The organism is Haloarcula sp. H-hyl6 (assembly GCF_056934455.1).
The window spans coordinates 1,662,122-1,686,943 of sequence record NZ_JBRIIK010000001.1 but is presented as its reverse complement, the minus strand read 5'-3'; the positions used below and the strand labels follow the sequence as shown (position 1 = coordinate 1,686,943).

Annotated in this window: 23 protein-coding genes; 11 read left to right on the top strand and 12 right to left on the bottom strand. The window is 66.9% G+C overall.

From position 1 onward, the window contains the following. Positions 1-26 precede the first annotated feature (26 nt). Positions 27-659: a phosphoserine phosphatase SerB gene (gene serB, locus Hhyl6_RS08905; protein WP_483738855.1), complete on the top strand. Its 633-nt coding sequence runs from the start codon at positions 27-29 to the stop codon at positions 657-659. A gap of 1 nt (position 660) precedes the next feature. On the opposite strand, the gene Hhyl6_RS08900 is transcribed toward serB, so the two are convergent. The 3 genes from Hhyl6_RS08900 to Hhyl6_RS08890 all read right to left on the bottom strand — a co-directional run bounded on the left by Hhyl6_RS08900 (position 661) and on the right by Hhyl6_RS08890 (position 3,087). Beyond that, positions 661-966, bottom strand: a complete 306-nt coding sequence (locus Hhyl6_RS08900) for a DUF7521 family protein (protein WP_483738854.1) — start codon at positions 964-966, stop codon at positions 661-663. Positions 967-1,048: 82 nt separating this feature from the next. Continuing rightward, positions 1,049-1,624 (bottom strand): DoxX family membrane protein, encoded by a 576-nt coding sequence (locus Hhyl6_RS08895; RefSeq protein WP_483738853.1) that lies wholly within the window; start codon positions 1,622-1,624, stop codon positions 1,049-1,051. A 167-nt stretch (positions 1,625-1,791) separates the two neighbouring features. Then, a complete protein-coding gene (locus Hhyl6_RS08890; protein ID WP_483738852.1) occupies positions 1,792-3,087 on the bottom strand; it encodes an O-acetylhomoserine aminocarboxypropyltransferase/cysteine synthase family protein in 1,296 nt (431 codons plus the stop codon). A gap of 168 nt (positions 3,088-3,255) precedes the next feature. Here Hhyl6_RS08890 and Hhyl6_RS08885 point away from each other — a divergent pair, with 168 nt between their 5' ends. Further along, the gene (locus tag Hhyl6_RS08885; RefSeq protein WP_483738851.1) at positions 3,256-5,136 is read left to right on the top strand and encodes a PAS domain S-box protein; all 1,881 of its coding nucleotides are present in this window, start codon (positions 3,256-3,258) and stop codon (positions 5,134-5,136) included. On the opposite strand, the gene Hhyl6_RS08880 is transcribed toward Hhyl6_RS08885, so the two are convergent. After that, complete coding sequence (locus Hhyl6_RS08880; RefSeq protein WP_483738850.1) at positions 5,128-5,598, bottom strand: pyridoxamine 5'-phosphate oxidase family protein; 471 nt, start codon at positions 5,596-5,598, stop codon at positions 5,128-5,130. The genes Hhyl6_RS08885 and Hhyl6_RS08880 overlap by 9 nt on opposite strands. Positions 5,599-5,873: 275 nt before the next feature. Continuing rightward, on the bottom strand, positions 5,874-7,442 hold the full coding sequence (locus Hhyl6_RS08875; RefSeq protein WP_483738849.1) for a DNA-directed DNA polymerase II small subunit: 1,569 nt from the start codon (positions 7,440-7,442) through the stop codon (positions 5,874-5,876). Between the two features lie 97 nt (positions 7,443-7,539). Here Hhyl6_RS08875 and Hhyl6_RS08870 point away from each other — a divergent pair, with 97 nt between their 5' ends. Beyond that, positions 7,540-8,232 (top strand): S26 family signal peptidase, encoded by a 693-nt coding sequence (locus Hhyl6_RS08870; RefSeq protein WP_483738848.1) that lies wholly within the window; start codon positions 7,540-7,542, stop codon positions 8,230-8,232. A gap of 50 nt (positions 8,233-8,282) precedes the next feature. Then, positions 8,283-8,966 carry a S26 family signal peptidase gene (locus Hhyl6_RS08865; protein WP_483738847.1) on the top strand — a complete coding sequence of 228 codons (684 nt, stop codon included), beginning with the start codon at positions 8,283-8,285 and terminating at the stop codon, positions 8,964-8,966. Between the two features lie 61 nt (positions 8,967-9,027). Here the strand turns inward: Hhyl6_RS08865 and Hhyl6_RS08860 are convergent, their stop codons facing one another. Beyond that, positions 9,028-10,578, bottom strand: coding sequence for a Cdc6/Cdc18 family protein (locus Hhyl6_RS08860; protein ID WP_483738846.1), 1,551 nt, complete (start codon positions 10,576-10,578; stop codon positions 9,028-9,030). A 1,128-nt stretch (positions 10,579-11,706) separates the two neighbouring features. Between Hhyl6_RS08860 and Hhyl6_RS08855 the strand changes: the two genes are divergently transcribed. The 4 genes from Hhyl6_RS08855 to Hhyl6_RS08840 all read left to right on the top strand — a co-directional run bounded on the left by Hhyl6_RS08855 (position 11,707) and on the right by Hhyl6_RS08840 (position 13,644). Then, positions 11,707-12,348 carry an Era-like GTP-binding protein gene (locus Hhyl6_RS08855; RefSeq protein WP_262179172.1) on the top strand — a complete coding sequence of 214 codons (642 nt, stop codon included), beginning with the start codon at positions 11,707-11,709 and terminating at the stop codon, positions 12,346-12,348. 6 nt (positions 12,349-12,354) lie between these two features. Continuing rightward, positions 12,355-12,738 carry a DUF2073 domain-containing protein gene (locus Hhyl6_RS08850; protein ID WP_483738845.1) on the top strand — a complete coding sequence of 128 codons (384 nt, stop codon included), beginning with the start codon at positions 12,355-12,357 and terminating at the stop codon, positions 12,736-12,738. After that, positions 12,738-13,439, top strand: a complete 702-nt coding sequence (locus Hhyl6_RS08845; protein WP_483738844.1) for an OapC/ArvC family zinc-ribbon domain-containing protein — start codon at positions 12,738-12,740, stop codon at positions 13,437-13,439. Before Hhyl6_RS08850 ends, Hhyl6_RS08845 begins: the two co-directional genes overlap by 1 nt. 70 nt (positions 13,440-13,509) lie before the next feature. Then, positions 13,510-13,644, top strand: a complete 135-nt coding sequence (locus Hhyl6_RS08840; RefSeq protein WP_483738843.1) for a hypothetical protein — start codon at positions 13,510-13,512, stop codon at positions 13,642-13,644. Positions 13,645-13,680: 36 nt separating this feature from the next. Here the strand turns inward: Hhyl6_RS08840 and mdh are convergent, their stop codons facing one another. Next, the gene (gene mdh, locus Hhyl6_RS08835) at positions 13,681-14,592 is read right to left on the bottom strand and encodes a malate dehydrogenase (RefSeq protein WP_483738842.1); all 912 of its coding nucleotides are present in this window, start codon (positions 14,590-14,592) and stop codon (positions 13,681-13,683) included. A gap of 118 nt (positions 14,593-14,710) precedes the next feature. Between mdh and Hhyl6_RS08830 the strand changes: the two genes are divergently transcribed. Continuing rightward, a complete protein-coding gene (locus Hhyl6_RS08830; protein ID WP_483738841.1) occupies positions 14,711-15,517 on the top strand; it encodes an Sjogren's syndrome/scleroderma autoantigen 1 family protein in 807 nt (268 codons plus the stop codon). 3 nt (positions 15,518-15,520) lie between these two features. Here Hhyl6_RS08830 and Hhyl6_RS08825 read toward each other — a convergent pair whose 3' ends face one another. Further along, positions 15,521-16,081, bottom strand: a complete 561-nt coding sequence (locus Hhyl6_RS08825; protein ID WP_483738840.1) for a redoxin domain-containing protein — start codon at positions 16,079-16,081, stop codon at positions 15,521-15,523. A gap of 91 nt (positions 16,082-16,172) precedes the next feature. After that, complete coding sequence (locus Hhyl6_RS08820) at positions 16,173-18,665, bottom strand: DEAD/DEAH box helicase (RefSeq protein ID WP_483738839.1); 2,493 nt, start codon at positions 18,663-18,665, stop codon at positions 16,173-16,175. 104 nt (positions 18,666-18,769) lie between these two features. Between Hhyl6_RS08820 and Hhyl6_RS08815 the strand changes: the two genes are divergently transcribed. Together Hhyl6_RS08815 and Hhyl6_RS08810 are read left to right on the top strand one after the other, a co-directional pair. Further along, positions 18,770-20,449, top strand: a complete 1,680-nt coding sequence (locus Hhyl6_RS08815) for a histidine kinase N-terminal 7TM domain-containing protein (protein ID WP_483738838.1) — start codon at positions 18,770-18,772, stop codon at positions 20,447-20,449. Between the two features lie 58 nt (positions 20,450-20,507). Then, the gene (locus Hhyl6_RS08810) at positions 20,508-21,386 is read left to right on the top strand and encodes a UbiA family prenyltransferase (protein ID WP_483738837.1); all 879 of its coding nucleotides are present in this window, start codon (positions 20,508-20,510) and stop codon (positions 21,384-21,386) included. On the opposite strand, the gene Hhyl6_RS08805 is transcribed toward Hhyl6_RS08810, so the two are convergent. From Hhyl6_RS08805 to Hhyl6_RS08795, 3 genes are read right to left on the bottom strand one after another with little or no spacing between them, the layout of a single operon-like run. Next, the gene (locus tag Hhyl6_RS08805) at positions 21,383-21,964 is read right to left on the bottom strand and encodes a dolichol kinase (protein ID WP_483738836.1); all 582 of its coding nucleotides are present in this window, start codon (positions 21,962-21,964) and stop codon (positions 21,383-21,385) included. The genes Hhyl6_RS08810 and Hhyl6_RS08805 overlap by 4 nt on opposite strands. 1 nt (position 21,965) lies before the next feature. Continuing rightward, positions 21,966-23,702, bottom strand: a complete 1,737-nt coding sequence (glyS, locus tag Hhyl6_RS08800) for a glycine--tRNA ligase (protein WP_483738835.1) — start codon at positions 23,700-23,702, stop codon at positions 21,966-21,968. After that, the gene (locus Hhyl6_RS08795; RefSeq protein WP_483738834.1) at positions 23,699-24,544 is read right to left on the bottom strand and encodes a CBS domain-containing protein; all 846 of its coding nucleotides are present in this window, start codon (positions 24,542-24,544) and stop codon (positions 23,699-23,701) included. The genes glyS and Hhyl6_RS08795 overlap by 4 nt, the downstream gene beginning before the upstream one ends. Between the last annotated feature and the right edge of the window lie 278 nt (positions 24,545-24,822).

The window sequence follows — 24,822 nt, the reverse complement described above, 5'->3', positions numbered from 1 at the left end:
AACCCCCGCTGTGTTATCCCCGGGCAATGCTAGTCGCGTTCGACTTCGACGGGACGCTCTCGGACTCGGAGATGACGGTCCTGCTGGGGAGCCAGAACGGCACCGCCGACGACATGGCCGACATCACGGAGCGTGCGATGAACGACGAAATCGAGTACGCCGAGAGCCTGCGCCAGCGCTGTGCGCTGTTGGAGGACCTGCCGGACGAACGGGCCCAAGCGGCCTTCGACGAGGTGGAACTCCGGCCCGGGGCGGCCGACGTCATCGCCGCCCTGCGCGAGGCGGGCCACTACGTCGCCATCCTCACCGGCGGGTTCGAACGGGGCGTCGAGGCCGCACTCGCGAAGGAGGGCGCCGAAGTCGACGCCATCGTCGCCAACCGCCTCCCCGTCGCGGACGGGAAGCTTACGGGGGCCGTCGAGGGGCCGCTCATCGAGGGGACGAAAGACGACGCGCTGGAGGTGGCGACGGCCATCGTCGGCGAGGACCGCGACCGGACCGTCGCCGTCGGCGACGGCGCGAACGACCTGCCGATGCTGGAAGTCGCCGGCCTCGCGGTCGGGTTCGAACCGAAATCGGCCGTCGAACCGGCGTGTGACGTGACCGTCTCGACGATGGACGAGCTGTACGACCTCTTCGAAGAGAAGGGGATTCTCTAAGTCAGGCCCGCGCCCTCTCCGTGTCCACGTGGCCGTACAGCGAGTAGACGAGCAGGCCGAACCCGAGCGCCGTCACCGACCGCTGGAGGAGGACGCCGCCGAGGAAACTCCACCCGAGCAGTTGGTGGACGCCACCGCCCAACAGGAGACCGAGCGTCACGAGGCCGAACCCCGCGGCGAAGCGGCGCATCACCGGCGACCCGTTCCGGCGGGCCGCCCGGTAGGCGAGGTGGGTAATCACGCAGCCGAGGACGAGGACCACGGCGCTCGCGAGCACCGTGACCATCGTCAGGAGTGTCGTATCCATCTGTCTCTCCGTGTACTGAAACGCTGATTCGATGCCGAAGCCACCGAACCCGGACCGTCGAGTGGTGGCAGGCCCGTGTGCCTCACCCGAGGATGGCGCGGAGCCACGCGTTGTTCTGCACGACGTCTAGCTGTTCGAGGTAGGCGTCGAGGCCGAGGATGCGGCCGGCGCCGATGGCCCCGAGGCCGAACAGGAGCGCCGCGTAGACGACGTGGTCGTCGACGACCCAGCCGTGGGCCAGCGGGAGGCCGGCCATGAGGCCGCCCTGAAGGCTCGCAGCCCAGAACATCATCATCATGACGGCGCCCCAGAACGCGTTCCAGCGGACGAACGCGCCGACGATGAGGCCGATGCCGGTGAGGGTGAGCCCCCACATCACGAGCATGTCGACGAGCGGGCTCCCTGCCATGGCGGCGAACATCCCGGTGAAGGGGTTGCCCTCGGGGATGGCGTTGGCGAGGTAGCCGGCCGCCGTCCAGTTGTTCTCGGCGGTTGCGTCGAGGTAGGTGACGAGTTTCGTGAGGCCGCCCTGCAACAGGACCCAGCCCATCGTGAGGCGGAGGGACAGGATGGCGTAGCCTATCCAGTGTTCGGAGTACGCGAAGTCGGTCTCCCGGCCGAACAGTTCAACGTCGAGGTGTCGGGTTTCGGTGGACATGTTTGGGTTCCTCTACAGGTACTACTCGGTGTCGAGAGGGCATGAAGCGGGAGTACAGTTCTCAAGTATTGAGAAGCGAATACGTTCGGGTGCCTCGCCGTTTCCACCGGGCGGGAAAGGGGTCCAGTGAACCGAAAGGGGGCGTTGTTCGGAACGACCGGGCGACGTTACTCGGTCGCCTGCGCGATAGCCTGGTCGAGGTCGGCCACGATGTCGTCGACCGATTCCGTCCCGACGGAGAGGCGCACCATGTCGTCGGTGACGCCGGCGGCGTCCTTCTCCTCGTCAGTGAGTTGCTGGTGGGTCGTGGACGCGGGGTGGATGACCAGCGTCTTCGCGTCGCCGACGTTCGCCAGGAGGCTGGCGATTTCTGTCGACTCGACGGTGGTCCGGGCGGCGTCGTAGCCCTCCGCGAGACCGAACGTTATCATGCCGCCGTAACCGCCGTCGAGGTACTTCGTCGCCATGTCGTGCGTCTCGTGGCCTTCGAGACCGGGGTAGGTGACCCACGACACCTCGGGGTGGTCGTCCAAGAACTCCGCGACGGCCATCGCGTTCTCGCAGTGGCGGTCCATCCGGGTCGGCAGGGTCTCCAGTCCCTGCATGGTCTGCCACGCGTCGAACGGGGACTGCTGACAGCCCAAGTCACGCAGGCCGCGGGCGATGGCGGCGTAGGTGAAGGCGGCGTCGCCGAACCGGTCGCGGAAGTTGACGCCGTGGTAAGCGGGGTTGTCGCCGGCGATTTCGGGGTACTTGTCCTCGTACTCGTCCCACGGGAACGACCCGCCGTCGACGAGGACGCCGCCGACGGTGGTGCCGTGGCCGTGGATCCACTTCGTCGTGGAGTTCCAGACGAGGTCCGCGCCGTGTTCGATGGGGTTGCACAGGTACGGCGTCGCGAACGTGTTGTCCACGAAGAAGGGGACGCCGTTGTCGTGGGCGATGTCGGCCAGTCGCTCGAAGTCCGGGGTGACCAAGGCGGGGTTACCGATGGTCTCGCAGTGGACGTAGGCCGTGTTCTCGTCGATGGCCTCCTCGTAGGCGTCGTAGTCCAGCGTGTCGACGAAGCGGGTCTCGACGCCGTTACGCGGGGCGGTGTGAGTGTAGTAGGTGTAGGTCCCGCCGTACAGCGAGGAGGCGGTGACGACGTTGTCGCCGACGTCGGCCAAGAGGAACGTCGCGAGGTTCAGCGACGCCATCCCCGAGGCGGTGGCGACGGCCCCGACCCCGCCTTCGAGTGCGGCCAGTCGTTCCTGCAGCATCGATACGGTGGGGTTCATGAGGCGCGAGTAGATGTGCCCCGGCTTTTCGAGGGCGAACTGCTTCGCGGCGTCCTCGGCGTCCTCGAAGACGTACGAGGTCGTCTGGTACAGCGGCGGTGCCCGGGCGCGGGCCTCGGCGTCCGGTTCCTCCTGTCCGACGTGGAGGGCGTCTGTCTCGAATCCGCGGTCGTTGTCGCTCATACACCGGAGACGTCACCCCCGAACCCCTTAAGTCCCGTCTACCCCGGCGAGGCGCCCCTCCAATCCGGGATACCGGCGAATTTGTGGGCCTGACCGAACCGGTTCACGTACCGTTTGATACCAGTAATTAGTCAAAGAGTTATCAATCAGCATCCCGTTACGATAGGTATGGCTACGTCCCGGGAGACGACTGTCCTCCTGGTTCGACCGCCCTCGGCGTCCGAGGTCGGTCGGTCGCTTCGAGCGGCGTCGGCGGTGGCTGTCGAGGAGGTAGAGACAGCGGCCGCCGCCCCCCTCCACGACGCGGTCGACTGCGTCGTCAGCACCCTGGACCTCCCGGACGGGAGCGGTCTCGACCTGCTCCGAAACCGCGACGACGCTGCTGCCGACGGCCCCTTCGTCCTCGTGGCTTTCGACGGTAGCGAGGCCGATGCGGCCGACGCCGTGGCCGCCGGTGCCGACCGGTACGTCCCCGCGGACGACCCGGCGGCGGCGGCCGACACCGTCGCAGACACGGTGTCCGACGTCCTCGACGCCGCGTCCGGGACCGCGTCGATGGACCACCACGAGAGACTCGTCGAGTACTCCTCGGACATCATCGCGACGTACGACTCCGAGGGCCGACCGAGCTACGTCAACGAGTCCGTCACGGACACGCTGGGGTACGACCCGGCCGACGTCGTCGGCGAGGACCCGATAGACAAGGTTCACCCGGAGGACCGGGACCGAATCGCCGACTTCTTCGACGACCTGCGGTCCGCCCCGGGCGAAACCCGGCGAACGACCTACCGGTTCCGGACCGCCGACGGGGGGTACCGGACCCTCGAATCGCTCGGTCGCAACCGGTTGGACGACCCCAATCTGGAGGCCATCGTCATCAACTCCCGAGACGTCACCGAACGGGAGGAGCGGAAGGCCGAACTGGAACTGTACGAGCGAATCGTCCAGACGGTTCCCATCGGAGTCCACGTCGTCGACGAGGATGGGACGTTCGTCTGGGTCAACGAGGAGTTCGCGGAGACGATGGGGACGACCCCCGAAGCCGTCGTCGGGAGCGACTACATGACGTTCGTCGAGGAGGGACACGTCCCCGAGTGGATTCCCGACGCCTACGACGACATCGTCCGCCGCCTGCTGAGTTCGAAAACGGACGCCGAGACCGCCACCATCGACGGCGTGCCCGTCCAGACGGCCGACGGCGAACAGCGCATCTTCGACACCCACATCGGTCTGTTACCGCTCGACGACGGCTCCTTTGCCGGCACGGTGACGGCGTTCCGGGAGGTGACAGAGCGCACGGAGTACGAGGCCGAACTGGAGCGCCAGAACGAGCGGTTGGAGGAGTTCGCGAGCGTCGTCACCCACGACATCCGGAACCCGCTGGCGATAGCGTCCGCTCACGTCGAACTCGCCGCCGACCACCGGGAGAGCACGCACCTCGCGACCGCACAGGAGGCCCTCGAACGTGCCGAAGCGCTCGTCGAGAACGTACTTGGGTTGGCCCGGGACGGGAAAATCGTCGGGGAGACGAACCCCGTGGAGGTGGCCGCCGTCGCTCGGGCCGCGTGGCAGACGACCGAGACGGCCGACGCCGAGGTGCACATCCACGACGACGCCGGGACCGTCTTCGCCGACGAGACGCGGTTGCGACAGGTGTTCGAGAACCTGTTCCGGAACGCCGTCGAACACGCGACCGATTCCAGTCGGGCCGCGACGGCCGAGAGCGGGCCCGAACGAGAGCGGTCGGAGACGGCGTCGAATCCGGACGCGGAACGATCGAGAGGTGCGGAGGCGGGCGAGGGCGCGCCGGTCAGCGTCACCGTCGGGTCGCTCTCGGACGGCGACGGGTTCTACGTGGCCGACGACGGGCCAGGCGTCCCTCCGGACGAGCGACACGCGATGTTCGAGCGGCCGAGCGCGAGCGACGACGGTGGGTTCGGCCTCGCCATCGTCAAGACCATCGCCGACGGCCACGGGTGGATCGTCGAGGTGGGCGAGAGCACCGACGGCGGTGCTCGCTTCGAGTTCATGGACGTCGAATCACCGTGACTCCGGGCGTCGGCGGTCGAGAGACCCGGAGTAGGACTGGTCGCGGGCGACGACCGACGCCGGGTCGAACCGAACGAGCCCGTAGCCGTCGCCGTCGAGGCCCCGGAACCGGTCGTCCCACGCCTCGCGGTCCGGCCCGAGATACTTCGTGAGCAGTCGCTCCGCCCGGTCGGCGTCGAACGGTTCGAGCGTCGCCACCCCACGCATCCCGACGTGTTCGACGCGCCCCGATTTCGGGTCGAAGTCGACGACGGCGAGCGCGGACTCCGGAAACTGACGAACCCGGTCGGGGTACGACCGGCCGTCCGCCATCGCGATGAGCCACACTCGGTCCCCGTTCCAGTGGAACCACAGGGGCGAGACGCGGGGTCCCGACTCCGAAGACTGGGCGAAAAAGCAGAACAGCGGGCGGGCCAGAAAGTCGTCCAGCGAAGTGTCGAGGGTGTTCTCGACGACGTGCATGGAGGAGCGTCGGCCCCCCGACGGAAATAGGTTCGAGTGGAAACGAGGGGCGAACTGGTGCGTATCTGCATCGTACGTGAGGAGTAGAGCCGCGACCGGAGCGGCCTCGCGTCGCGACCCGCCGTCAGAGCACCGGCCCATCGAGCCCTCGTTCGCTTTCGCTCGCGAAGACGGGGGAGGGGTGGCTTGCGGCGAGCGTACCGGTCGCCATCGACGACCTGTTTCCCCCGAAATCGAGGCCGCTGGACTCGTTTTCTGCCCTTTTGCGAGAAGGTTCAGGCGAACTTCCGAACCGTCATGTCCAGCGTGTCGAGGTCCAGAATCGGAGCGAACCCCGAGTCGGGGTCGATGTTGACGGACTTCTGGAAGTCCGTCTGGGCCTGCCAGCATCCGGAGTTCAGCGCGAGGACGTTGTGGTACTTCCCCCACCCGAGTTTGTGGACGTGGCCGGTGTGGAACACGTCGGGGACCTCCTCCATCACGAGGTAGTCCCGGTCCTCCGGGGCGAGGCGGGTGTGGCCGCCGTACTGCGGGGCGACGTGGCGCTTCTTCAGGAGTTGGTACATCGCCTTGTGGGGTTCGTCGTAACTGGCCTCCTCGTCGGGGAGTTCGGCGATGACCTCGTCCAGCGAGACGCCGTGGTACATCAGGACGGTGACGCCCTCCACCGTGACGAGGGCGGGGTTCGAGTGGACCTGTGCGTCGTGGGCGGTCATGATGTCGCGTAACTCCTCGTCGAAGGCGGGTTGGGGCTCCGCCAACCGGACGGCGTCGTGGTTCCCCGGAATCATCCGTATCTCCATGTCGCCGGGCACCTCCTTGAGGTACTCCGAGAACGCCTCGTACTGCTCGTAGATGTCGATGATGTCGAGTTCTTTGTCCTGTTCCGGGTAGATGCCGACGCCCTCGACCATGTCACCGGCGATGAGGAGATACTCGACGTGTTCGGCTTCGGGGGTGTGCAACCAGTCGGTAAAGCGGTGCCACGCGTCGGCCATGAACTCCTGGCTGCCGACGTGGACGTCGGAGATGAGCGCCGCCTGTACGTGACGGTCGGCCGTCGACGGCGAGTGGGTCCGAGGCACGTCGGGGAAGTGCAGCGAATCCACGAACAGGATGCCCGCGTCGTCGGCGAGCGTCCCGTCGACGGCGATGACCTCGTCCAAGAGGAGTTGCTGGACCAAATCGGCGATGGGCCGGTCCTTCATCACGAGACAGGGGAAGGTGCCGTTCGTGTCCTCCAGTTCGACGAGCCAGTGCCCGCTGGCCGTCGAGCGGATGTCCGAGACCATCCCGATGAGCGCGGCCTCGCTCCCGCCGGCCATGTTCTCGATGGCGTCGGTCGGCCGGTGGTTCACCCGGCCCCGGAGTTTGCTCGCGAGTTTCTCGTAGCGGTCGCGGAACACCGTGACGAAGTCGCTGTACTCGCCGGTCCCCGTCGAGTGGCCGGTCATGTCGTTGGCCACCTCGATGGCGCGCTTCGAGAGGTCCACGTCCCGAGACCCCCTCGTTTCAGGTGGAACGTCCCCACCGTCGTCCGGCGACGTGTGGGAGTGGTTTCCAGTCGAAACAGAGGGGTCTTCGGTCGCGGCCGTCGACGCTGTCGGCTCGGGTGCCGTTCCGGCCGCCGCCGTCGCGTCTGCTCTCGATTCCGTCCGGTCGAGCGCGTCCGAGACGTGGTCGGCGGTGAGTTTCAGCGCGTCCTCGGGCATCGTTTCCAGTGCGCGTTCGAGGGCGGCCTCCGGGTCCGGCGCGTCGGCCAGTCGAGTCACCGCCGCGCGCTCGGCGTTGTAGCCGCGGCTGGCGAGTTCGCTGACGATACGGGCGGGCGTCGACAGCGGCACGTTCGGTACTCCGCGTCGGCGGGCAAAAGTATAGCGGACCAGCAGAACGCGAGGCGACACAACATTGATATCGCGGTGTTGACAACCCGAGGTACGGATGGACCCCGAGGCCGACGACCCTCCCACCGACGCCGACGGTGCTCGCGGTGCCGAAACCGCCGCCTCCGATTCCAGCGACAGCGAGAACGCCCCACTCGCCGTCTACGTTCGGGACGTCGCCACGAGCGTCGGCGCCGTCCTGCTGGTGGGGTTGTTGCTGTTCGCCGTCGCGGGCGTGTGGCCCCCGCTGGTCGCCATCGAGAGCCCCAGCATGACGCCCAACATCGACACCGGGGACATGGTGTTCATCATGGACGAAGACCGGTTCGCCGGCCCCGACGCTCGCTACGGCGTCGTCACCGCCCAGACCGGAGCGGAGTCTGACTACGTGATGTTCGGCCGGCCCGGCGACGTCATCGTCTTCGAACCGAACGGCGACGACCAGCGGACGCCCATCATCCACCGGGCGATGCTCTACGTCGAGCGGGGCGAGAACTGGTACGACCGCGCCGACCCCGAGGCCGTCGCCGGGGCCGACGACTGCGAGGGCCTCCGAAACTGTCCGGCCCCCCACGACGGGTTCGTCACGAAGGGCGATTTCAACGACGCCTACGACCAAGCGACCCGGACCAGTACCGTCGTCCGGCCGGAGTGGGTCGTCGGCACCGCCGAGGTCCGCGTCCCCGGTCTCGGTTGGGTCCGCCTGCGCTCGGGGGCCGTCCTGCTGCGTCCGGCCCCCGTCCCGGTCTGACGTCGAACAACGGAACGTTGATTGCCCGTCTCCCGGTACACCCGGTAGGAATGTCCGGCGACGACCGTCTGTCGGGGACCGACGACGGCGAGGACGACCCGGGAGTACTGGTGTACGTGACCGACGTCGTCGGGAGCGCTGGCGCCGTCCTGCTGGTGGGGTTGTTGCTGTTCGCCGTCAGCGGCGTCTGGCCCCCGCTGGTCGCCATCGAGAGCCCCAGCATGGACCCCCACATCGAGAAGGGTGACCTCGTCTTCGTCATGGAGGAGCACCGCTTCGCCGGGCAGAACGCGCAGTACGGCGTCGTGACCGCGGCGCAGGGCCAGCACTACGTCCGGTTCAGCCAACCCGGCGACGTCATCGTCTACGCGCCCGACGGGGACAACGGGACCACGCCCATCATCCACCGGGCCATGTTCTACGTCGAGGACGGGGAGAACTGGTACGACCGCGCCGACCCGACGGCCGTCGGCGGGGCCGCCAACTGCGAGCAACTCGCGAACTGCCCGGCCCCGCACGGCGGGTTCGTCACGAAGGGCGACAACAACCGCCGCTACGACCAAGTCGGGTCCAGCCCCATCAGCGACCCCGTCAGACCGGGGTGGGTCATCGGTACCGCCGAGTGGCGGGTACCGCTGCTGGGCGAGATTCGACTCGGGTGGAATCAGGCGGCACGGGCGACGGCCCTCGACGCGTCGGCGAGCGCAGAGAACGGGACGGTCGCCGGGGCGTAGTTCCCGGTTTCGCTCGTCGGTCCGGAGATTCAGTCGCCGCTCCGAGAGTCGGTCCGAGCGCTCAGTTGTCGAACCGGGCCTGCACGAACGGTTGCACGTCGTCGATGTCGCCGAGTCGCGAGTCCGAGAGGAGCACCGCCTCGGTCTCCTCGGTCGGTACGGACAGCGAGATTTCCTTCGTGCGGCCGTACCTGCCCTTCGAGACGACGACGGCGTTGACGATGCCGAGCATGTCCAACTCCGAGATGAGGTCGGTGACCCGGCGCTGGGTCAACACGTCGGCGTCTATCTCCTCGCAGAGGTTCTTGTAGATGTTGAACACCTCGCCGGTGTTGATGTTGCGGACGCCGTTCTTCTCCAAGAGGATGATGGCGAAGAGGACGATTTTCGACTGGGTCGGGAGCGTCCTGACCACTTCGACGACCCGGTCGAGTTCTATCTTCTCCTGGGCCTGTCGGACGTGGTCCTCCTCGACTTGGTCGGTCTGGTCGCGTTCGGCGAGTTCGCCGGCGGTCCGGAGGAGGTCGAGCGCGCGGCGGGCGTCCCCGTGTTCCTGCGCGGCGAAGGCCGCACACAGGGGGATGACGTCGTCCGAGAGGGCGCTCCCTTTGAACGCCACGTCCGCCCGGGCCTGCAAGATGTCCCGCAGTTGGTTGGCGTCGTAGGGCGGGAAGACGATTTCCTCCTCGCCGAGGCTCGATTTGACGCGGGGGTCGAGGAAGTCGGTGAACTTCAGGTCGTTGGAGATGCCCATGATGGAGACGCGCGAGTTCTCCAGTTCGGAGTTCATCCGAGAGAGGTTGTAGAGAGTGTCGTCGCCCGATTTCTCGACGAGTTTGTCGATTTCGTCGAGCATGATGACGACCACGCGTTCGTGGTAGTCGACCGCGTCGAAGAACGAGGAGTACACCCGGTCGGTCGGCCACCCGGTCATAGGCACCTCCTCGAACCCCTCCTTGTCCGCGGTGAGGTCGTCGATTTCCGCTTCGACAGACTCGACGTCGTCGAACTCGGTGTCTTCGAGTGCAGCCGCGTCCTCGCGTGCGCGAGACGAGAGGTCCTCTAGCGACTCGATGCGGTCGTCGATGACCTCGACGTTCTTGTTGATGAACTTGTTGGCGAGTTGGGCGAGCACCCGGTACTGGGTGTCGGTCACCTCGCAGTTGATGTACTCCACCTCGCAGGGGACCTCGTACTTCTGTGAGGTCGTCTCCAGCTCCTCGCTGACGAACTTGGCGCTTGCCGTCTTCCCCGTCCCCGTCTTCCCGTAGATGAGGATGTTCGACGGGGTGTCACCCCGGAGCGCGGTCACGAGGATGGTCGCCATGTTGTTTATCTGCTCCTCGCGGTGGGGCAGTTTGTGCGGAGTGTAGGAGGGACGGAGCACCTCCTTGTTCTCGAAGATGGGTTCGCCCTCGAGCAAGTCGTCGAACAGGCCGCGGGACGCCTCGTCGGACTCACCACCGTCGGGCGTGTCTAGGTTGTCGAGGACGACGTCGTCGAGGTCGGGCGTCGACGACTGGCCCTCGACCGTCTCCTCGGCCGAGAGCGAGTACTCCCCGTCCTCCGACGTGTCAGGCTCGGTGTCCGAATCGTCGCTTGCGTCAGTCATACTGGAGAGCGAAACCCCCTTGTTTCGAGTGGAAAGCAACGGACGCACCGGGAGAGCGGACGTGAAGACTGCGTGTGTGCCAGCGCTGGCGGGTGTCGACGCTCACCGGTGCGTCCAGTTGAACCACATGAACCCGTGGCTGATTCGATATTAAATATTTCGGTCGAATCGCGACTTCGAGTCCACCCGAAAAGGAGGGACCCGTGATACAGAGGGGGCGTTTGCCGGGCGACAGCAGTGGACGCGTCTAATCACGGATTAATCGAGATAGGACACGTTTTCGAATCTGACAGTGGTTTCCATCGGGGTTGCACGCGAACTAGGGGGTGGTCGTGAAGCTGGAGCCGACGAGCGTCGGCGGTGGCCGGACGCGAGTAGGAGTCGCATACCGACTACACGCCACCACCCGTCGACTGCGTGCTCCCTCGTATCGAGTGGACCCCCCCACCCCTTCGTTTCGGGTGGAACGGCCACAAGGAGAGGTGGGGGCGTGAGCGGTAGCAGGTCTCCCATCTAGTCTAGGAAAGATTTAATACAGATACAAATAAACCTAACCCGTACTAGAGAAAAACAACCGTCTAGATAGTTACAGCTGTTCTAGTCTAGTGTCTAACGCCTTCTCGGTCGAGAAATTCCTAGTTCCGCCGTTCGCGCAAGATGCTCGAACCCTCGTCCGACCGGCTCCTGACGGGGTCGACGCCGGGGTGGTTCCCCGTTCCACCTGAAACGAAGGGGTGGGGGGCATCCTCCCCACCCCACCGTTTCCCGTCCGCAACGCTACCCACTCTCGTGGTCGGGCGTCGTCCTCGCGTGGCTTCGGTTGGACGGGAACCCCGACCCTATCGTGGTCCTTTCCATCCGTCCCGCGTCCAAGAAGCGGGTTCGCATCGCTCGTCCCACCGATGGGCGGCACGGCGGACGGACGTCCCGTCGCTTCGAGTGCGTCGACCATCCGCTTCTCGCGTCGCCGAGGGGTTCCGCTTCGGGTCCAAACGGCCGACCTGTCGGTTCCGACACCAACTCGTATCTATCTTCTGATGGTTGTCTGACGTAGCCTTAAGTGAATTCGCCTTTCTTCTACGGGCAGAAGCCGCCAAACCGGCGAGTCCGGAGCGGCGGGAGGATAGGATGGGACTGCTAACAAACCTCAAAGATAGCATTTCACGGGCAGCATCGACGCTGTTCTCCGAAGAAGACCCGAAACGCATCGGGATATACGGTCCGCCGAACGCGGGCAAGACGACGCTGGCGAACCGCATCGCGCGTGACTGGACCGGCGACGCCGTCGGCCCGGAGAGCCACGTGCCACACGAGACGCGGCGCGCGCGTCGAAAGGAGAACGTAGAGATAGAACGGGACGGGAAGAAGGTGACCATCGACATCGTCGACACGCCGGGCGTGACGACGAAGGTCGACTACACCGAGTTCCTCGAACACGACATGGAGAAGGACGACGCCGTTCGTCGTTCTCGGGAAGCCACGGAAGGGGTCGCGGAAGCGATGCACTGGCTTCGCGAGGACGTCGACGGCGTCATCTACGTGTTGGACTCCGCGACGGACCCGTTCACGCAGGTCAACACGATGCTCATCGGCATCATCGAGAGTCAGGACCTCCCAGTGTTGATTCTCGCCAACAAGATAGACCTCGAAGACTCGTCGGTACAGCGGATTCGCAACGCGTACCCACAACACGAGACCATCCCGCTCTCGGCACTAGAGGGCGACAACATGGACGAGGTCTACGACAAGATAGCGGAGTACTTCGGGTGAACTAGGATGGCAGAAATCAAAGGACAGGACGACGGCGTCCAGATAGACCTCATCAGCGGCGAGCGGATGGACGGGATGGCCTCGATGGAGAAGATACGGATGATTCTCGACGGGGTGCGGGACGGCAACATCGTCATCCTCGAAGAGGGGCTCTCCCCCGACGAGGAGTCACGGCTCATCGAGGTCACCATGACCGAAATCAGCCCCGACGAGTTCAACGGCATCGAGATAGAGACCTACCCCAAGTCCGAGACGTCGGACGCGAGCATCCTCGACCGCATCATGGGCAAGCAGTCGACGAAGAAACTGACGGTCATCGGACCGGCCAACCAAATCGAGACGCTCCACAAGGACGAAACCCTCATCAGCGCGCTCGTCTCCCGGAAATAATGCCCCACCAGTGCACGAACTGCGGCCGCACGTTCGACGACGGCTCCAAGGAGATGCTGTCGGGGTGTCCGAACTGCGGCGGCAACAAGTTCCAGTTCCGACCGGACGGCGTCGACGGCGACGCCCCCCCGGACGCGGAACCCCCGGAACCGCCGGAGCCACCGGGTGCCGACAGCACCGTCGCGCGCACGGTCGGCAAGACGGCGGCGACGGTGCGGGACATCGTCGGCGGGAGCGGCGACGACCCCGGTGTCGGCGCCGACCCCGAGGCCGCCGGTTCGACTGGAACCGCTGGCACTGCCGAGTCGTCCTCGACGAGCGAGCGACCCGCGAGCGCCGCCGCCGACGGCGTCGACGCGAAGCGGGCCGACACCGAAGACGCCGCGCAGGCGAGCGCCCGCGCGGACGTCGTGACACCGGACGAACTCCCCTCGGAACCGCAGGCGGACTCGGAGGAGGAACACCGGTTCCAACCGGCCGACGCCGAGACGGACTCGCCGGCGGAGGCCGAACAGCAGGACCGCCCGGACCTGCAGGAACTCCGCGAGGAACTGAACGACCAGTTCGAGTCCATCAAGGTGCTCGAACCCGGGCAGTACGAACTGAACCTGATGGAACTGTACGACCGCGAGGAGTACATCGTCGCGTTGCAGGAGGACGGCCGCTACTCCATTCAGGTCCCGGAGACGCTCCGAGAGTAACGCCCCTCATTTTCGGGTGCTGACCGGCACAATCGTTATATAACGCCGCGGAGATGATTCGCTCACAGCCATGTCACACCGAGACTACGCATCGGAGTCACACCTAGACGAGTGGGCGTCGCTCCTCGGTGCGGACATCGCCGAGGAGTCGGGCGACTGTGGCGAGGAGGCCGACTGGCTGGACGAGCAGTCCGAACACGTGTAGAGACGAAAAGAGAGACGCGGCGAGCGGTCGTAGACGTTACTCGATTTTGGCGTACTGCTCCGAGAGTTTCTCGGCGGCCTCGGCCATCAGGTCCTGTTCGTAGTCGTCCAGGTCCCACTCGACAATCTCCTCGACGCCGTCCGACCCGAGTCGGACGGGGACGCCGAAGGCGGTGTCCTCGTGGCCGAACTCGCCCTGCAGTTTGACGGATGCGGGCAGGACTTCGCCGGTGTCGCGGACGATGGCTTCGACCATGTGGGCGACGCCGCGGGCCGGGCCCCACTCGGTCGCGCCCTTGCGTTCGATGACGTCCATCGCCGACTCCTGCAGGTCGCCGAGAATCTCCTCTTTCTCGCCCTCGAAGTCGGGGTCGGTGCCGTCGACGCGGACCTTCGAGAACACGGGGACCTGCGCGTCGCCGTGTTCGCCGAGGATGGTCGCCTCGACGTTCTGGACGGGGGAGTCGAAGCGCTCGGAGAGGACGTAGCGGAACCGCGCGGAGTCGAGTCGGCCGCCGAAGCCGATGACCTGTTCGCGCGAGCGGTCGCCGGCCTCGTAGAGGTGGCGGTTCAGCAGGTCGACGGGGTTCGACGTGGTCAGCGAGACGTAGTCGTCGTTGTGCTCGTCCAGCGAGGACTGGATGTCCTCCATGATGGGGGCGTTGTCGCCCGCGAGGTCGATACGGGTCTGGCCGGGCTGGCGCGGGATGCCGGCCGTGATGACGACGACGTCCGACCCGGCGGTGTCCTCGTAGCCGCCCTGTCGGACCGTCGTGTTCGAGTCGTAGGCGATGCCGTGGTTGGTGTCGGCCGCCTGCCCGATGGTGTCTTCCTCCTTGTCGGGGATGTCGACGAAGACGACTTCGTCCGCGATGTCGCGGAGCGCGATGTTGTACCCTGCCGCGGCGCCGACCGTCCCGGCCGCGCCGACTACGCTTACCTTTGTCATACCATTCGAAACGCCACCCGCGCGAACGTTAAACGTGTCGAAACCCCCCTCCACGGGTCCCCGATTGGCGGGTGACGGACCCGAAAACGGTTTTCAGCGCCGCGGCGTTGATACGGGTATGAGCGACTTCGACAAGGAAGCCGAACGCGAGAAGTTGCGCGAGAAGTTCGAGAAGGAGGAGGAACAGCGCGCGGCCACCGAACAGATGAGCGAACTCCTGTTGAAGGGCGCGACGATGACGAACGCCCACTGTTCGGACTGTGGCGACCCTATCTTCCGCTACGACGGACAGGAGTTCTGTCCCACCTGCCAGAAACCCATCACACGGGAGCAGGGCGAGACGGCCGAGGACGGGGCCGACGACGGCGGTCAGTCCGAGGGCGGCGACCAGATCGAGGTGGCGAACCCGAGCGACGAGGCCCGCGTCCAGTTCGGCGGCGACGGTGCCGACGCCGAGCAGTCGTCGGCCGACGGCGCGACTGACCAGCAACCGGAGAGCGCAGGCGAGTCGGCCGAGACGCCTGGCGAACCGACGGCAGACCGACCGACCGAGTCCGAAGCGGCGCACCGACGGGACGTCCCGTCGGCCGACCCCGCGCGGACTCCAGACGAAGCGGGGGCCGGCCGGGACGCGGACGAGAGACACGACGCCGGCCGCGGTGCGAGTGCGGGCGTGCGTACGTCTGCGAGCGGAGACGAGTTCTCCGGACCCGAACGGACTCCCGACCTGTCGTCTCGAAGGGCCGCCGTCGACGACTCGGGCGGTGACGTCCGCGCGGACCTCACTGCGGCCGAGTCCCTGCTGGCGGAGACGGTCAGACGGTTCGCCGAACGCGCGGCGGCGGCAGAGGACCCACGGGAGGCGCGGGAACACCTCGCGGCCGCCCGCGAGGCCGCCGAGGCGCTGGACGCGGCGCGGTTCTGAGGCTCAGGTGTCCGCGCGGACGCCGTTGGCGGCGTCCACTCGCTCGCCGTCCCGCGCCGCGTCGATACGGTCGAGGAGCCAGTCGGGAGTGGGGACGTCCTGCGGGGTGGGGCCGCCGTGTCTGGAGACGATGCGCAGTCCGTCGCCGACGCACTCGAAGAGGACGACGCCGGGGAGGCGTGGAATCGTTCGCTGGAACCGACCGAACGCGTCGAACTCGTCGGGCGCGCCGTCTCGCCCGTCGGTCGAACGGCGGTTCTCGCTCGGGTCGGCGAGCATCGGGAACGGCAGTTCGTAGCGCCGGTGCCAGACCAGCGCTCGTTCACGGATGTCGGGCAGGACGGGCACGACGGCGGTGTCCCGGCCGGCGAACTCGTCGTACCTGTCGGCCACGTCGCTGACGAGGCGGCGACAGAGCGGACAGTAGTGGTTCCGAAGTAAGACTGCGAGGACGTACTCGTGGTCGGCCGCGAGCGCCGCGGCGGTCAGCGTCTCGCTACCGGCCCCGACGTTGTGGAGTTCGAAGTCGAAGTCGCGGTCACCGTAGGTCGTCGAATCTGTCACCAGTAACTCCCCCTGAAATAACTGTGAAGTACAACTGCTTCAACGTTTCTATACGTGTGCCGAACCGTGAAACAGAGTCGGGGCGGCGGGTTCAGGGGGCGTAGTCGCCGCCGACCACGGACCGGATGCGCTCGGCGGTCACTTCGCCGATGCCTTCGACGGCCATGAGGTCGTCGGCCGTGGCGGTCATCACCGCCTCGACGCTCTCGAAGTGGTCCAGCAGGTTCCGGGCGGTCACCGGTCCCACCTCCGCGACGGCGGCGACGACGTACTCCTGTTGTTCGGCGAGGGTCTTGGACTGTTTCTCGCCGTGGACGCTCACCTCCCGGTCGCCCTCGTCCTGTTCGCGACCGGCGATGACCTCCAACAGGTCCGCCGTCTCGCTCTCGTCGGCGGTGCGCATCACGCTGGCGCCGAAGTCCACCGCGAGCGAGGCCAGCGCGCCGTTGATGGCCTTGTGGTGGACGTTCCGGGCCCCGTAGAGGTCCTCGCCCTCGACGACGACGACCGGGCGGGCGTAGTGTCGGGTGGCGTCGCCCACCTGTTCGAACATCGAGCGGTCCCCGCCGGTCAGGGTGTCCATGAAGTCCTCGACGGTCTTGCGCTCGACGACGACGCGGTCCGAGAGGACGTAGTCACCGACGGCCAGGGTCTCCAGTCGCGTCTCGACGCCGTCCCGGGTCGAGAGGTCACGAGCGATGGTCGAGTCGAGTTCGCGCTGGTCGGCGACTATCTCTATCGTCTCCGCGTCGCCGTCGACCGTCGCGACGGTCCCCTCCAGTTCGTCTGCGTCGGCGTCGTCCCCGACGTCGGCCACGTCCTTCCCGGCGAACGCGTCGAGTCCGGCCTGCCCGTCGCGCCCAGCGTCGCCGCCCCCGGCACCGCCCTCACCGTTGTCGCCCCCGTGTTCGGCGGGAGCGGTCCCCGACTCTGCGTCGTCCGTCGCGGCGTCGCTCACAGTCTCGCTCTCGGCCCCGTCGCCCTCGGCGTCCTCGTACTCGTCGAGTCCCGTCTGGCCGAGTTCGGCCTCCAACTCGCCGGCGACGCTCTTGAGGTTCTGCAACTCGTGTTTCATCCGCTTCTGGTCGTTGCGGGCCTTCCAGAAGTACGCCTCGTCCCGGGTGTCCTCGGCCAGCAAGACGACGACGCGGCCCTCGGCCTGTCGCCCCGTTCGCCCCTTGCGCTGGATGGCGCGGATGGCCGTCGGCACGGGTTCGTAGAACATCACGAGGTCGACCTCCGGGACGTCCAGTCCCTCCTCGGCGACGGACGTAGACACGAGCACTTCGAACTCGCCGCTCCGGAAGCGGTCCAAGGTCTCCTGTTGCTCTTTCTGTGTCATCCCCTCGCTGCCGTCGGTGTCGCTCTGTCCGACGAACTTCTCGGTCTGGAAGTGGTCCGAGAGGAAGTCGACCAGCGTCTCGGCGGTGTCCCGGGACTCGGTGAAGACGATGACTCGCTCGCCGTTCTCGATGCCGAGCGTCTCGGCCAGCAACATCCGCGTCTGCCGGAACTTCGGGTGCAGGTCGTCGTACGCGCGGGCCTTGCGCATCGCCTCCCGAATCTTGGGTTCGCTGACGAGTCGCTGGTCGGCCTTCGACGCCCCCGAAGAGCGGGCGGCCTCCTTCAGGCGCTCGAAGTACCGCCGCAGGGACTCGACGCTCTGGGTCTCGACGTAGGTGACCGCCGTCCGCAACTTCCGAATCTCCGCGAGCAGGCTCATCCCCTGATACCCCTCGCTCTGGTCGTTGTCCATGAGTTTCCGCAACTCGGCCTGCATCCCCTGAATCTCGCGCTCGGAGAGGTCCGGCGAGGACTTGTTGGTGACGCCCAGTTCCTTCAACTGTTCGAGGCGGTCGGCGACCACCTCGTTGACGGCGTCGCGTATCTCGACGACGACGTCGGGGAGTTCGATGCGCTTCCACTCGACGCTCGTGTCGTGGGTGTACTCCGCCACGTCGGCGTCGTCTTCGGTCATCACCGCCACCTCCGAGAGGCCGAGGTTCTCGCATACGTCGAGGATGGCCTCCTCGTCGTCGCCCGGCGAGGCGCTCATCCCGGTGACGAGGGGGCCGTCGGCGTCGGCGTGGTAGCGGTCGGCGATGTAGTTGTAGGCGTAGTCGCCGGTCGCCCGGTGGCACTCGTCGAACGTGCAGTGCGTGACCCCCGAGAGGTCGATTCGGTTGCCGACGAGGTCGTTCTCGACGACCTGCGGCGTCGCGATGACGACGCGGGCGCTCTCGAACAGTTCGGCCCGGTCGTCGGGTCTGACCTCCCCGGTGAACACGACGATTTCGTCGTCCGGGACGGTCAGTGCCTCGCGGTAGAACTCGGCGTGTTGCTGGACCAGCGGTTTCGTCGGAGCCAGCAGGAGGGATTTGCCGCCGACGGCGTGCAGACGCCGGGCGGTCACCAGCAGGGAGACGGTCGTCTTGCCGAGACCCGTGGGGAGACAGACGAGGGTGTGGTCGTCGGTGGCGGTGTCGGCGAGTTCGACCTGATACCGCCGGTTCTCCAGCAACGCGTCGGTGACCAGCGGTTCCGTGACGTACTCGCCACCGGACTCGGCGTCGGTGGTCGCCATTGGCGAGGAGTTGTTCGCGCCGCCGGTTAAGGGTTCAGGTAGCGCGGTGGAAGTGAAACTCTCTCCGACGAAGGTCTTATTTCATCTTCTGATAATACTCGGGCATGGGTATCTCCGGTCCGGTCGAAGTCGCACTCGTGGGGTTCTTCGCTCTCGCGGGTCTGGCACTCGCCGGACTGACGTGGTACCTCCGGTCGTACCCACACGGGATACGCGGTATGCGCTCGTTCACGGCGCTGTTGGCGCTGATGTCGGTGTGGTCGTTCAGCGCCGCGACGAAACTCGTCCTGCCGCGGGTGGTCGAGACCGCACTCGTCGCCCTCGAACTCCCCCTCGGCGTGCTGTTCGTGACCGTCTTCTTCGTCTTCGCGTCCCAGTACACCGGGCGAGATTGGCACCGACGGCCGGTGTTCGTCGGCGGGGTGGCCGTCGCGCTGGTGCTACTCGGTCTCGGAATCCTCACGAACCCGTTGCACCACCTGTTCTGGACGGGTATCGAACTCTCGACGGCGGTGTTCCCCCACCTCGTCCACGCCGGCCTCGGGCCCGCGTACTTCCTCTACGTCTTCATCGCCTACGGACTGTACTGCTTCGCGGTGTACGCGCTGTTGGACATCCACCTCCGGAGCAGGTACAGCACGACGTCGGTGGTGCTCGTCGCGTTCGGGAGCGCACTGCCCCTGCTCGTCAACGTCGTTTCGGTCCTCGATAGCGCCCCGATTCCGGGACTGGACTACACGCCTATCGGACTGGTGCTGTTCGGCATCGCGACGACGTGGTCCATCCAGTTGGACTTCTTCGACATCGTCCCGCTGGCCCGCGACACCGCCGTCGAACAGAGCAGCGAGGGGATGGTCATCCTCGACTCCGAACGGCGCATCCGCGACTTCAACCCCACCGCCGCGGAGTTCCTGCCGGCGCTGCGGGAACACCGCAACGAACCCATCGACACGGTCGCCGAGGAGGCGGAGTCGTGGTTCGACTGTGCCGAGACCGGCCGCGTCGAGTTCGAACCGCGGAGTGAGACGGGCCCGTACCTCTCGGTTCAGACCTCCCCGATAACGGACGGCCCGCACCACCTCGGCTGGACCGTGGTCCTCTCGGACGTCACCGACCAACAGCGCCGACAGCGCCACCTCCACCTCGTCTCGCGGGTCCTCCGTCACAACATGGCCAACCGCATCAACACCATCATGGGCCACGCGGAGGTGCTCGAAGAGTTCGTCGACGAGGGCGGGCGCACGCACCTGCGGGCCATCGACGACAGTGCCACCTCCATCATGGCCACGAGCGCGAAACTCCGGACGATTCAGCGCATCGTCACCAGCGACCGGGCCAGAGAGCGCACCGACGTCGCCAGTACCGTCGAGGCCGTCGTCGCCCGGTACTCGCGGCGTCACCCGGACGCGACGGTGACGGCGTCCTGTCCCGACACCGCGTTCGTCCGCTGTACGGTCGGTCTGCAGGCCGCCATCGAGAACCTCGTGGAGAACGGCATCGAACACGACCCGGGCCCGAACCCGTCAGTGACCGTCGACGTCACCGTCGCGGACCACCGCGTCCACGTCAGCGTCGCCGACGAGGGACCGGGCATCCCCGAGACGGAACGGCGCATCCTCGAACAGGGGGAGACGCCGCTCCAGCACAGTTCCGGCGTCGGGTTGTGGCTCGTCTACTGCTTCGTCGAGCAGTCGGGGTACGACCTCACGTTCGAGTACCGGCCCGGGGGCGGGAGCGAAGTGTCCTTCGCGTTGGACCGTGCGCTCCCGGAACTGGACGGATGACCGGTGCCGGGGGCGGTCGGGGGAAGCAATCACCCCGTCCCGCCGCGTGTGTACCACTATGAGGTATCACAGCCGAACGGCGTCCGGACAGGTCTGGCAGGCCCTGACCCACTCGCTCTGGTGGGTCCAGCAACTCAGCGTCCTGCAGGGCGTGGTCGCCGCCGCCAAGACGGCGTTCGCGGCGGTGTTGCTCGGCGTCGTGACACCGAGCGCACCGGTCGTGGTCGGCCTCGTCTCCTTCGCCGTCTACACGGCCAACGACCTCGCCGACGTCGAGGAGGACGCCGTCAACTGTCCGGAGCGGGCGTCGCTCGTCGCGGCCCACCCGGTGCTGGTCGCCGGCGTCGCCGTGGCCGCGCTCGGACTCGGCGCGGGCATCGCGCTCTTCGCGGGTGGTCCGGACGCGTTCGCCGTCGCCCTGCTCCCCGTCGTCGCCAGCGTCCTCTACAGCGTCCCGCTTGCACCCGGCTGGCGGCGGCTGAAGGACGTGTTCGTGGCGAACACCGCGCTCGTGGCCTCGGCGTGGGCGCTGACGGTGACCCTGCTCCCGCTGGCGGTGGCGGGTCAGCCCGTCGGTCCGGTCGCGGTGGCGGTCTGTCTGCTCTTCGTCCTCCGCTCGTTCGTCTCCGTCGAAGTGTTCAACGTCCGGGACGTGGTCGGCGACGGGGCCACGGGAGTCGAGACGCTCCCGGTCGTCCTCGGCGTTGGTCGGACCCGTCAGCTACTGGCGGTGCTCGACGGCTGTTCGCTCGCGGTGCTGGTCGCACTCACCGCCGTCCCGCACGCGGCCCTGCCCGCGGTGTTCGCGCTCCCGGTCGTGAGCTACTCGCTGTCGCTCACGTGGTTCCTCGGGCAGACGAACGCGACGGACACCCTGTGTCTCGCCAAGGACGGGGAGTACCTCCTGCTCGGCCTGATTGCGCTCCACGTCGTCTAGAGGGCGGCGACGGCGACCCACATCGCGGCGGCCGAGAGGACGGGAATCGAGAAGTTGTCGTCGACGACGTAGCCCGCCACGGTCGGTTTCACGCCGTCGGCGAACGTCGCGGCGACGCCGCCGAACACCGCCGCGGGCGTCGAGACGAACGGGGCCGCGAGCAGGGTACAGACGCCGAACATCACGAGCAGCACCCACGCCTGCTTGACGTTGCTGGCGTCCGCGGACCCGAGGAGGCCGCTGATGGGGTCGCCGATGGCCAGCATCAGCATCGCGGGGACGGCGACGGCCGTGGGGAGGCCCACCGCGACGGCCCCGGCGACGACGGCCATCCCGACGATGTACAGCGCGTACCCCGCGGGGTTGTGCTGTTCGTACGACCGGGTGAGGCGGTCGTAGATGGCCCAGTCGAGACCGACCGAGAGGCGCAGGTACTCCAAGACGACGACGGCGACCAGACAGACCGCCAGAAACGCCTGTACGACGCGCCACGTGACGAGGTCCGGGGCGAGTAGGTGCGAGAGCGGGACGGCCGACCCGGTGACGTGGACGAGTCGCCGCGCGACCTCGTCGGCCATCTTACAGGGCGTCGAAGGTCGTCTCGCCCTCGACGAGGGCGTCGAGGGTCTCCGCGAGTCCGTCGATGGAGACCCGCTTCTGGTCGGTGCTGTCACGCTCGCGGAGCGTGACGGTGTCCTCCTCTAGGGACTCGTAGTCGACGGTCACGCAGTAGGGGGTGCCGATTTCGTCCTGTCGGCGGTACCGACGACCGATAGCGCCGGAGTCGTCGTAGGTGACCGAGTGGCCGGCGGCCCGGAGCGCTCCGGCTATCTCGTGGGCGTAGTCGTCCATCCCGTCCTTGTCCATCAGCGGGAAGACGCCGACGGTAGTCGGGGCCTGTTCGGCCGGGAGGTCGAGGTACGTCCGGGCCTCGCCGTCCACCTCGTCCTCGGTGTAGGCGTGGGCCAACACCGTGTAGATGAGTCGGCCGACGCCGAAGGAGGGTTCGACGACGTGGGGCCGGACGTGTTCGCCGTTCTCGGTGACCTCCTCGACGCTGAAGTTCGCCTCCGCGACGGGGACGGTGAACGAGTCGCCGTCTATCTCGACGGTCACCTCGTCGCCGTCGAAGGCGTCGGGGTTGCGCTCGGCCAGCGCTTCGAGCGCGTCGGCCACCGCCTGTGCGTCGCCGCCGAACTCGGGACCGAGGTAGCTCATGTCCGGGTCGACGGTCGGTCGCTCGACCGTGACGGGTTCGTCGTACTGCTTGAAGACGGTGTAGTCCTCCCCAGAGTGGTCGGCGTGCTTCGAGAGGTCGTAGTCGCCCCGGTAGGCGAAGCCGGTAATCTCTATCCAGTCGCCGTCTATCTCGGCCTCCGCGTCCCAGCAGTCCGAGGCGTAGTGGGCGAGTTCGCCCGGGAGGTGCTGGCGGAACCGGAACCGGTCCATGTCGACGCCGATGCGTTCGTACCAGCCCTTGGCGACGCCCAGATAGTACGCCACCCAGTCGCTCGTGACGACGTTCTCGGCGACGGCGTCGCCGACGGTCATCGCTTCGACGCCGCCGTCCTCGGCCTGTTGGCTCTCGCCCGAGTAGAGCGGGAGGGTGACGTCCTCGACCTCCGAGAGCGGCGGGTCGTCCTCCTCGGGGTCGACGAAGTGTTCGAGTTCGGCCTGCGTGAACTCGCGGACGCGCACCAGCGACTTCCGCGGGGAAATCTCGTTGCGGTAGGCCTTGCCGATTTGGGCGACGCCGAAGGGGAGTTGGTTGCGGGCGTACTCCGACAGTTGCGGGAACTCCACGAAGATGCCCTGTGCCGTCTCCGGGCGGAGGTAGCCCGGCGAGGAGGTGCCCGGCCCGATGTTCGTCCGGAACATCAGGTTGAAGTTGTCGACCGGTTCGCCCGCCAGCGAGGCGCCACAGGAGGGGCACTCGATGTCGTGTTCGGCGATGATGTCCATGACCTCCTCGTTGGGCAGGGACTCGGCCTCCTCGATGTCGGTGTTGTCCTCGACGACGTGGTCGGCCCGGTGGGTCGCGCCGCACTCGGCGCACTCGATTATCATGTCGTCGAAGCCGTCCAGATGGCCCGACGCCTCGAAGACGGGTTCGGGCATCACGTCCGGGGCCGAAATCTCCTGATGACCCTCCTGTAAGACGAAGCGGTCGCGCCACGCGTCCTCGACGTTCGACTTCAGCGCCGCGCCCTGCGGGCCGTACGTCCAGAACCCGGAGGCACCGCCGTAGGCACCCGCCGCCGGGAAGTAGAACCCGCGGCGCTTGGCGAGTTCCGTCAGTCGCTCGCCCTCGCTCATAGGCCCTCCAGGAGGTCCACGTCGCGGACGATGCCGGCGAGTTCGTCGCCCGCGACGAGCGGAATCTGCTCGATGTCGTGTTCTATCATCAACTGCGCCGCCTCGCGGGCCTCGAACCGCTTGCTCACGGTCACGACGTCGTCCGTCATGAACTCGCGGACCGGTTCGGCGGGAATCTCGACGTTCCGAGTCGGCATGTAGCGCCCGCCGACGGCCTTGATGCCCTCCCAGGCCCACTCGTCGTCCTCGTTGGCGATGGACTCGCCCGTGTCGTCCTCGCCCTCGACGACGCGGGCCACCTCGATGATGTCGACTTCGGTGAGCATCCCGGTCATGTCGCCGTGGTCGTCCAACACGACGCCGTAGGGGACCTCCGCGTGTGAGAGTTCGCGTTCGGCGACTGTCAGGGGCGTCTCGACGTAGATACAGTTGATGTCGCTACGGGCGAGGCCGCCGACCTCGGTGTCGCCGTCGACGTCGCCGTTCGCGATGGCGTGGACGACGTCGGTGACGGTGAGGATACCTTCGAGGTGCCCGTCCACGACGGGGAGGCGGCGCTCCCCTTCTTCGACCATCTGGTGGGCGGCCGCCTCGATAGTGGCGTCGGCGGTGATTGTCGGTACTTCCTCGACGAGGAGGGCGAGTTGGTCCTCGTCGGGTTGGTCGATGAGGGCGTCCCGGGAGATGAGTCCGCGGAACTCCTCGCCGTCGTCGGTCTCTTTGATGACGGGGACGGACGAGAACGCCCGCTCCTGGAGGTACTCCAGCACGTCGTCACGGGTGCCCGGAATCTCGACCGTGACGACCTCCGAGCGCGGCGTCATAGCGTCTGCGACGTTCATACTGCCAAATGTTCCTCTCCGCATCTACTAAGTCCTTAACATCCACCGTTTTCCGCTGGCCGCCACCCCGCCGCCGCCGAGGGTCGCGGGGAGGCGGCGTCGCTCCCGTCGTGGGAACTCTCGACTCCCCTCGGACCCTACAACGTCCTCGCGCGCCGGTACGTTCACATCCGTTACCCGACGTCGTGGGTAGGACGGGCGTACTGGCGACCGAACGACACGACGCGTGACGAAACCGATAGACGGCGGCGATGTAATCCCGGTGCGGACGTGTATAA

Excerpts from the sequence above, each read along its gene's own strand:
- serB (WP_483738855.1), top strand. The coding sequence starts at position 27 with ATGCTAGTCGCGTTCGACTTCGACGGGACGCTCTCGGACTCGGAGATG.
- Hhyl6_RS08900 (WP_483738854.1), bottom strand. The coding sequence starts at position 966 with ATGGATACGACACTCCTGACGATGGTCACGGTGCTCGCGAGCGCCGTG.
- Hhyl6_RS08895 (WP_483738853.1), bottom strand. The coding sequence starts at position 1,624 with ATGTCCACCGAAACCCGACACCTCGACGTTGAACTGTTCGGCCGGGAG.
- Hhyl6_RS08890 (WP_483738852.1), bottom strand. The coding sequence starts at position 3,087 with ATGAGCGACAACGACCGCGGATTCGAGACAGACGCCCTCCACGTCGGA.
- Hhyl6_RS08885 (WP_483738851.1), top strand. The coding sequence starts at position 3,256 with ATGGCTACGTCCCGGGAGACGACTGTCCTCCTGGTTCGACCGCCCTCG.
- Hhyl6_RS08880 (WP_483738850.1), bottom strand. The coding sequence starts at position 5,598 with ATGCACGTCGTCGAGAACACCCTCGACACTTCGCTGGACGACTTTCTG.
- Hhyl6_RS08870 (WP_483738848.1), top strand. The coding sequence starts at position 7,540 with ATGGACCCCGAGGCCGACGACCCTCCCACCGACGCCGACGGTGCTCGC.
- Hhyl6_RS08865 (WP_483738847.1), top strand. The coding sequence starts at position 8,283 with ATGTCCGGCGACGACCGTCTGTCGGGGACCGACGACGGCGAGGACGAC.
- Hhyl6_RS08860 (WP_483738846.1), bottom strand. The coding sequence starts at position 10,578 with ATGACTGACGCAAGCGACGATTCGGACACCGAGCCTGACACGTCGGAG.
- Hhyl6_RS08855 (WP_262179172.1), top strand. The coding sequence starts at position 11,707 with ATGGGACTGCTAACAAACCTCAAAGATAGCATTTCACGGGCAGCATCG.
- Hhyl6_RS08850 (WP_483738845.1), top strand. The coding sequence starts at position 12,355 with ATGGCAGAAATCAAAGGACAGGACGACGGCGTCCAGATAGACCTCATC.
- Hhyl6_RS08845 (WP_483738844.1), top strand. The coding sequence starts at position 12,738 with ATGCCCCACCAGTGCACGAACTGCGGCCGCACGTTCGACGACGGCTCC.
- Hhyl6_RS08840 (WP_483738843.1), top strand. The coding sequence starts at position 13,510 with ATGTCACACCGAGACTACGCATCGGAGTCACACCTAGACGAGTGGGCG.
- mdh (WP_483738842.1), bottom strand. The coding sequence starts at position 14,592 with ATGACAAAGGTAAGCGTAGTCGGCGCGGCCGGGACGGTCGGCGCCGCG.
- Hhyl6_RS08830 (WP_483738841.1), top strand. The coding sequence starts at position 14,711 with ATGAGCGACTTCGACAAGGAAGCCGAACGCGAGAAGTTGCGCGAGAAG.
- Hhyl6_RS08820 (WP_483738839.1), bottom strand. The coding sequence starts at position 18,665 with ATGGCGACCACCGACGCCGAGTCCGGTGGCGAGTACGTCACGGAACCG.
- Hhyl6_RS08815 (WP_483738838.1), top strand. The coding sequence starts at position 18,770 with ATGGGTATCTCCGGTCCGGTCGAAGTCGCACTCGTGGGGTTCTTCGCT.
- Hhyl6_RS08810 (WP_483738837.1), top strand. The coding sequence starts at position 20,508 with ATGAGGTATCACAGCCGAACGGCGTCCGGACAGGTCTGGCAGGCCCTG.
- Hhyl6_RS08805 (WP_483738836.1), bottom strand. The coding sequence starts at position 21,964 with ATGGCCGACGAGGTCGCGCGGCGACTCGTCCACGTCACCGGGTCGGCC.
- glyS (WP_483738835.1), bottom strand. The coding sequence starts at position 23,702 with ATGAGCGAGGGCGAGCGACTGACGGAACTCGCCAAGCGCCGCGGGTTC.
- Hhyl6_RS08795 (WP_483738834.1), bottom strand. The coding sequence starts at position 24,544 with ATGAACGTCGCAGACGCTATGACGCCGCGCTCGGAGGTCGTCACGGTC.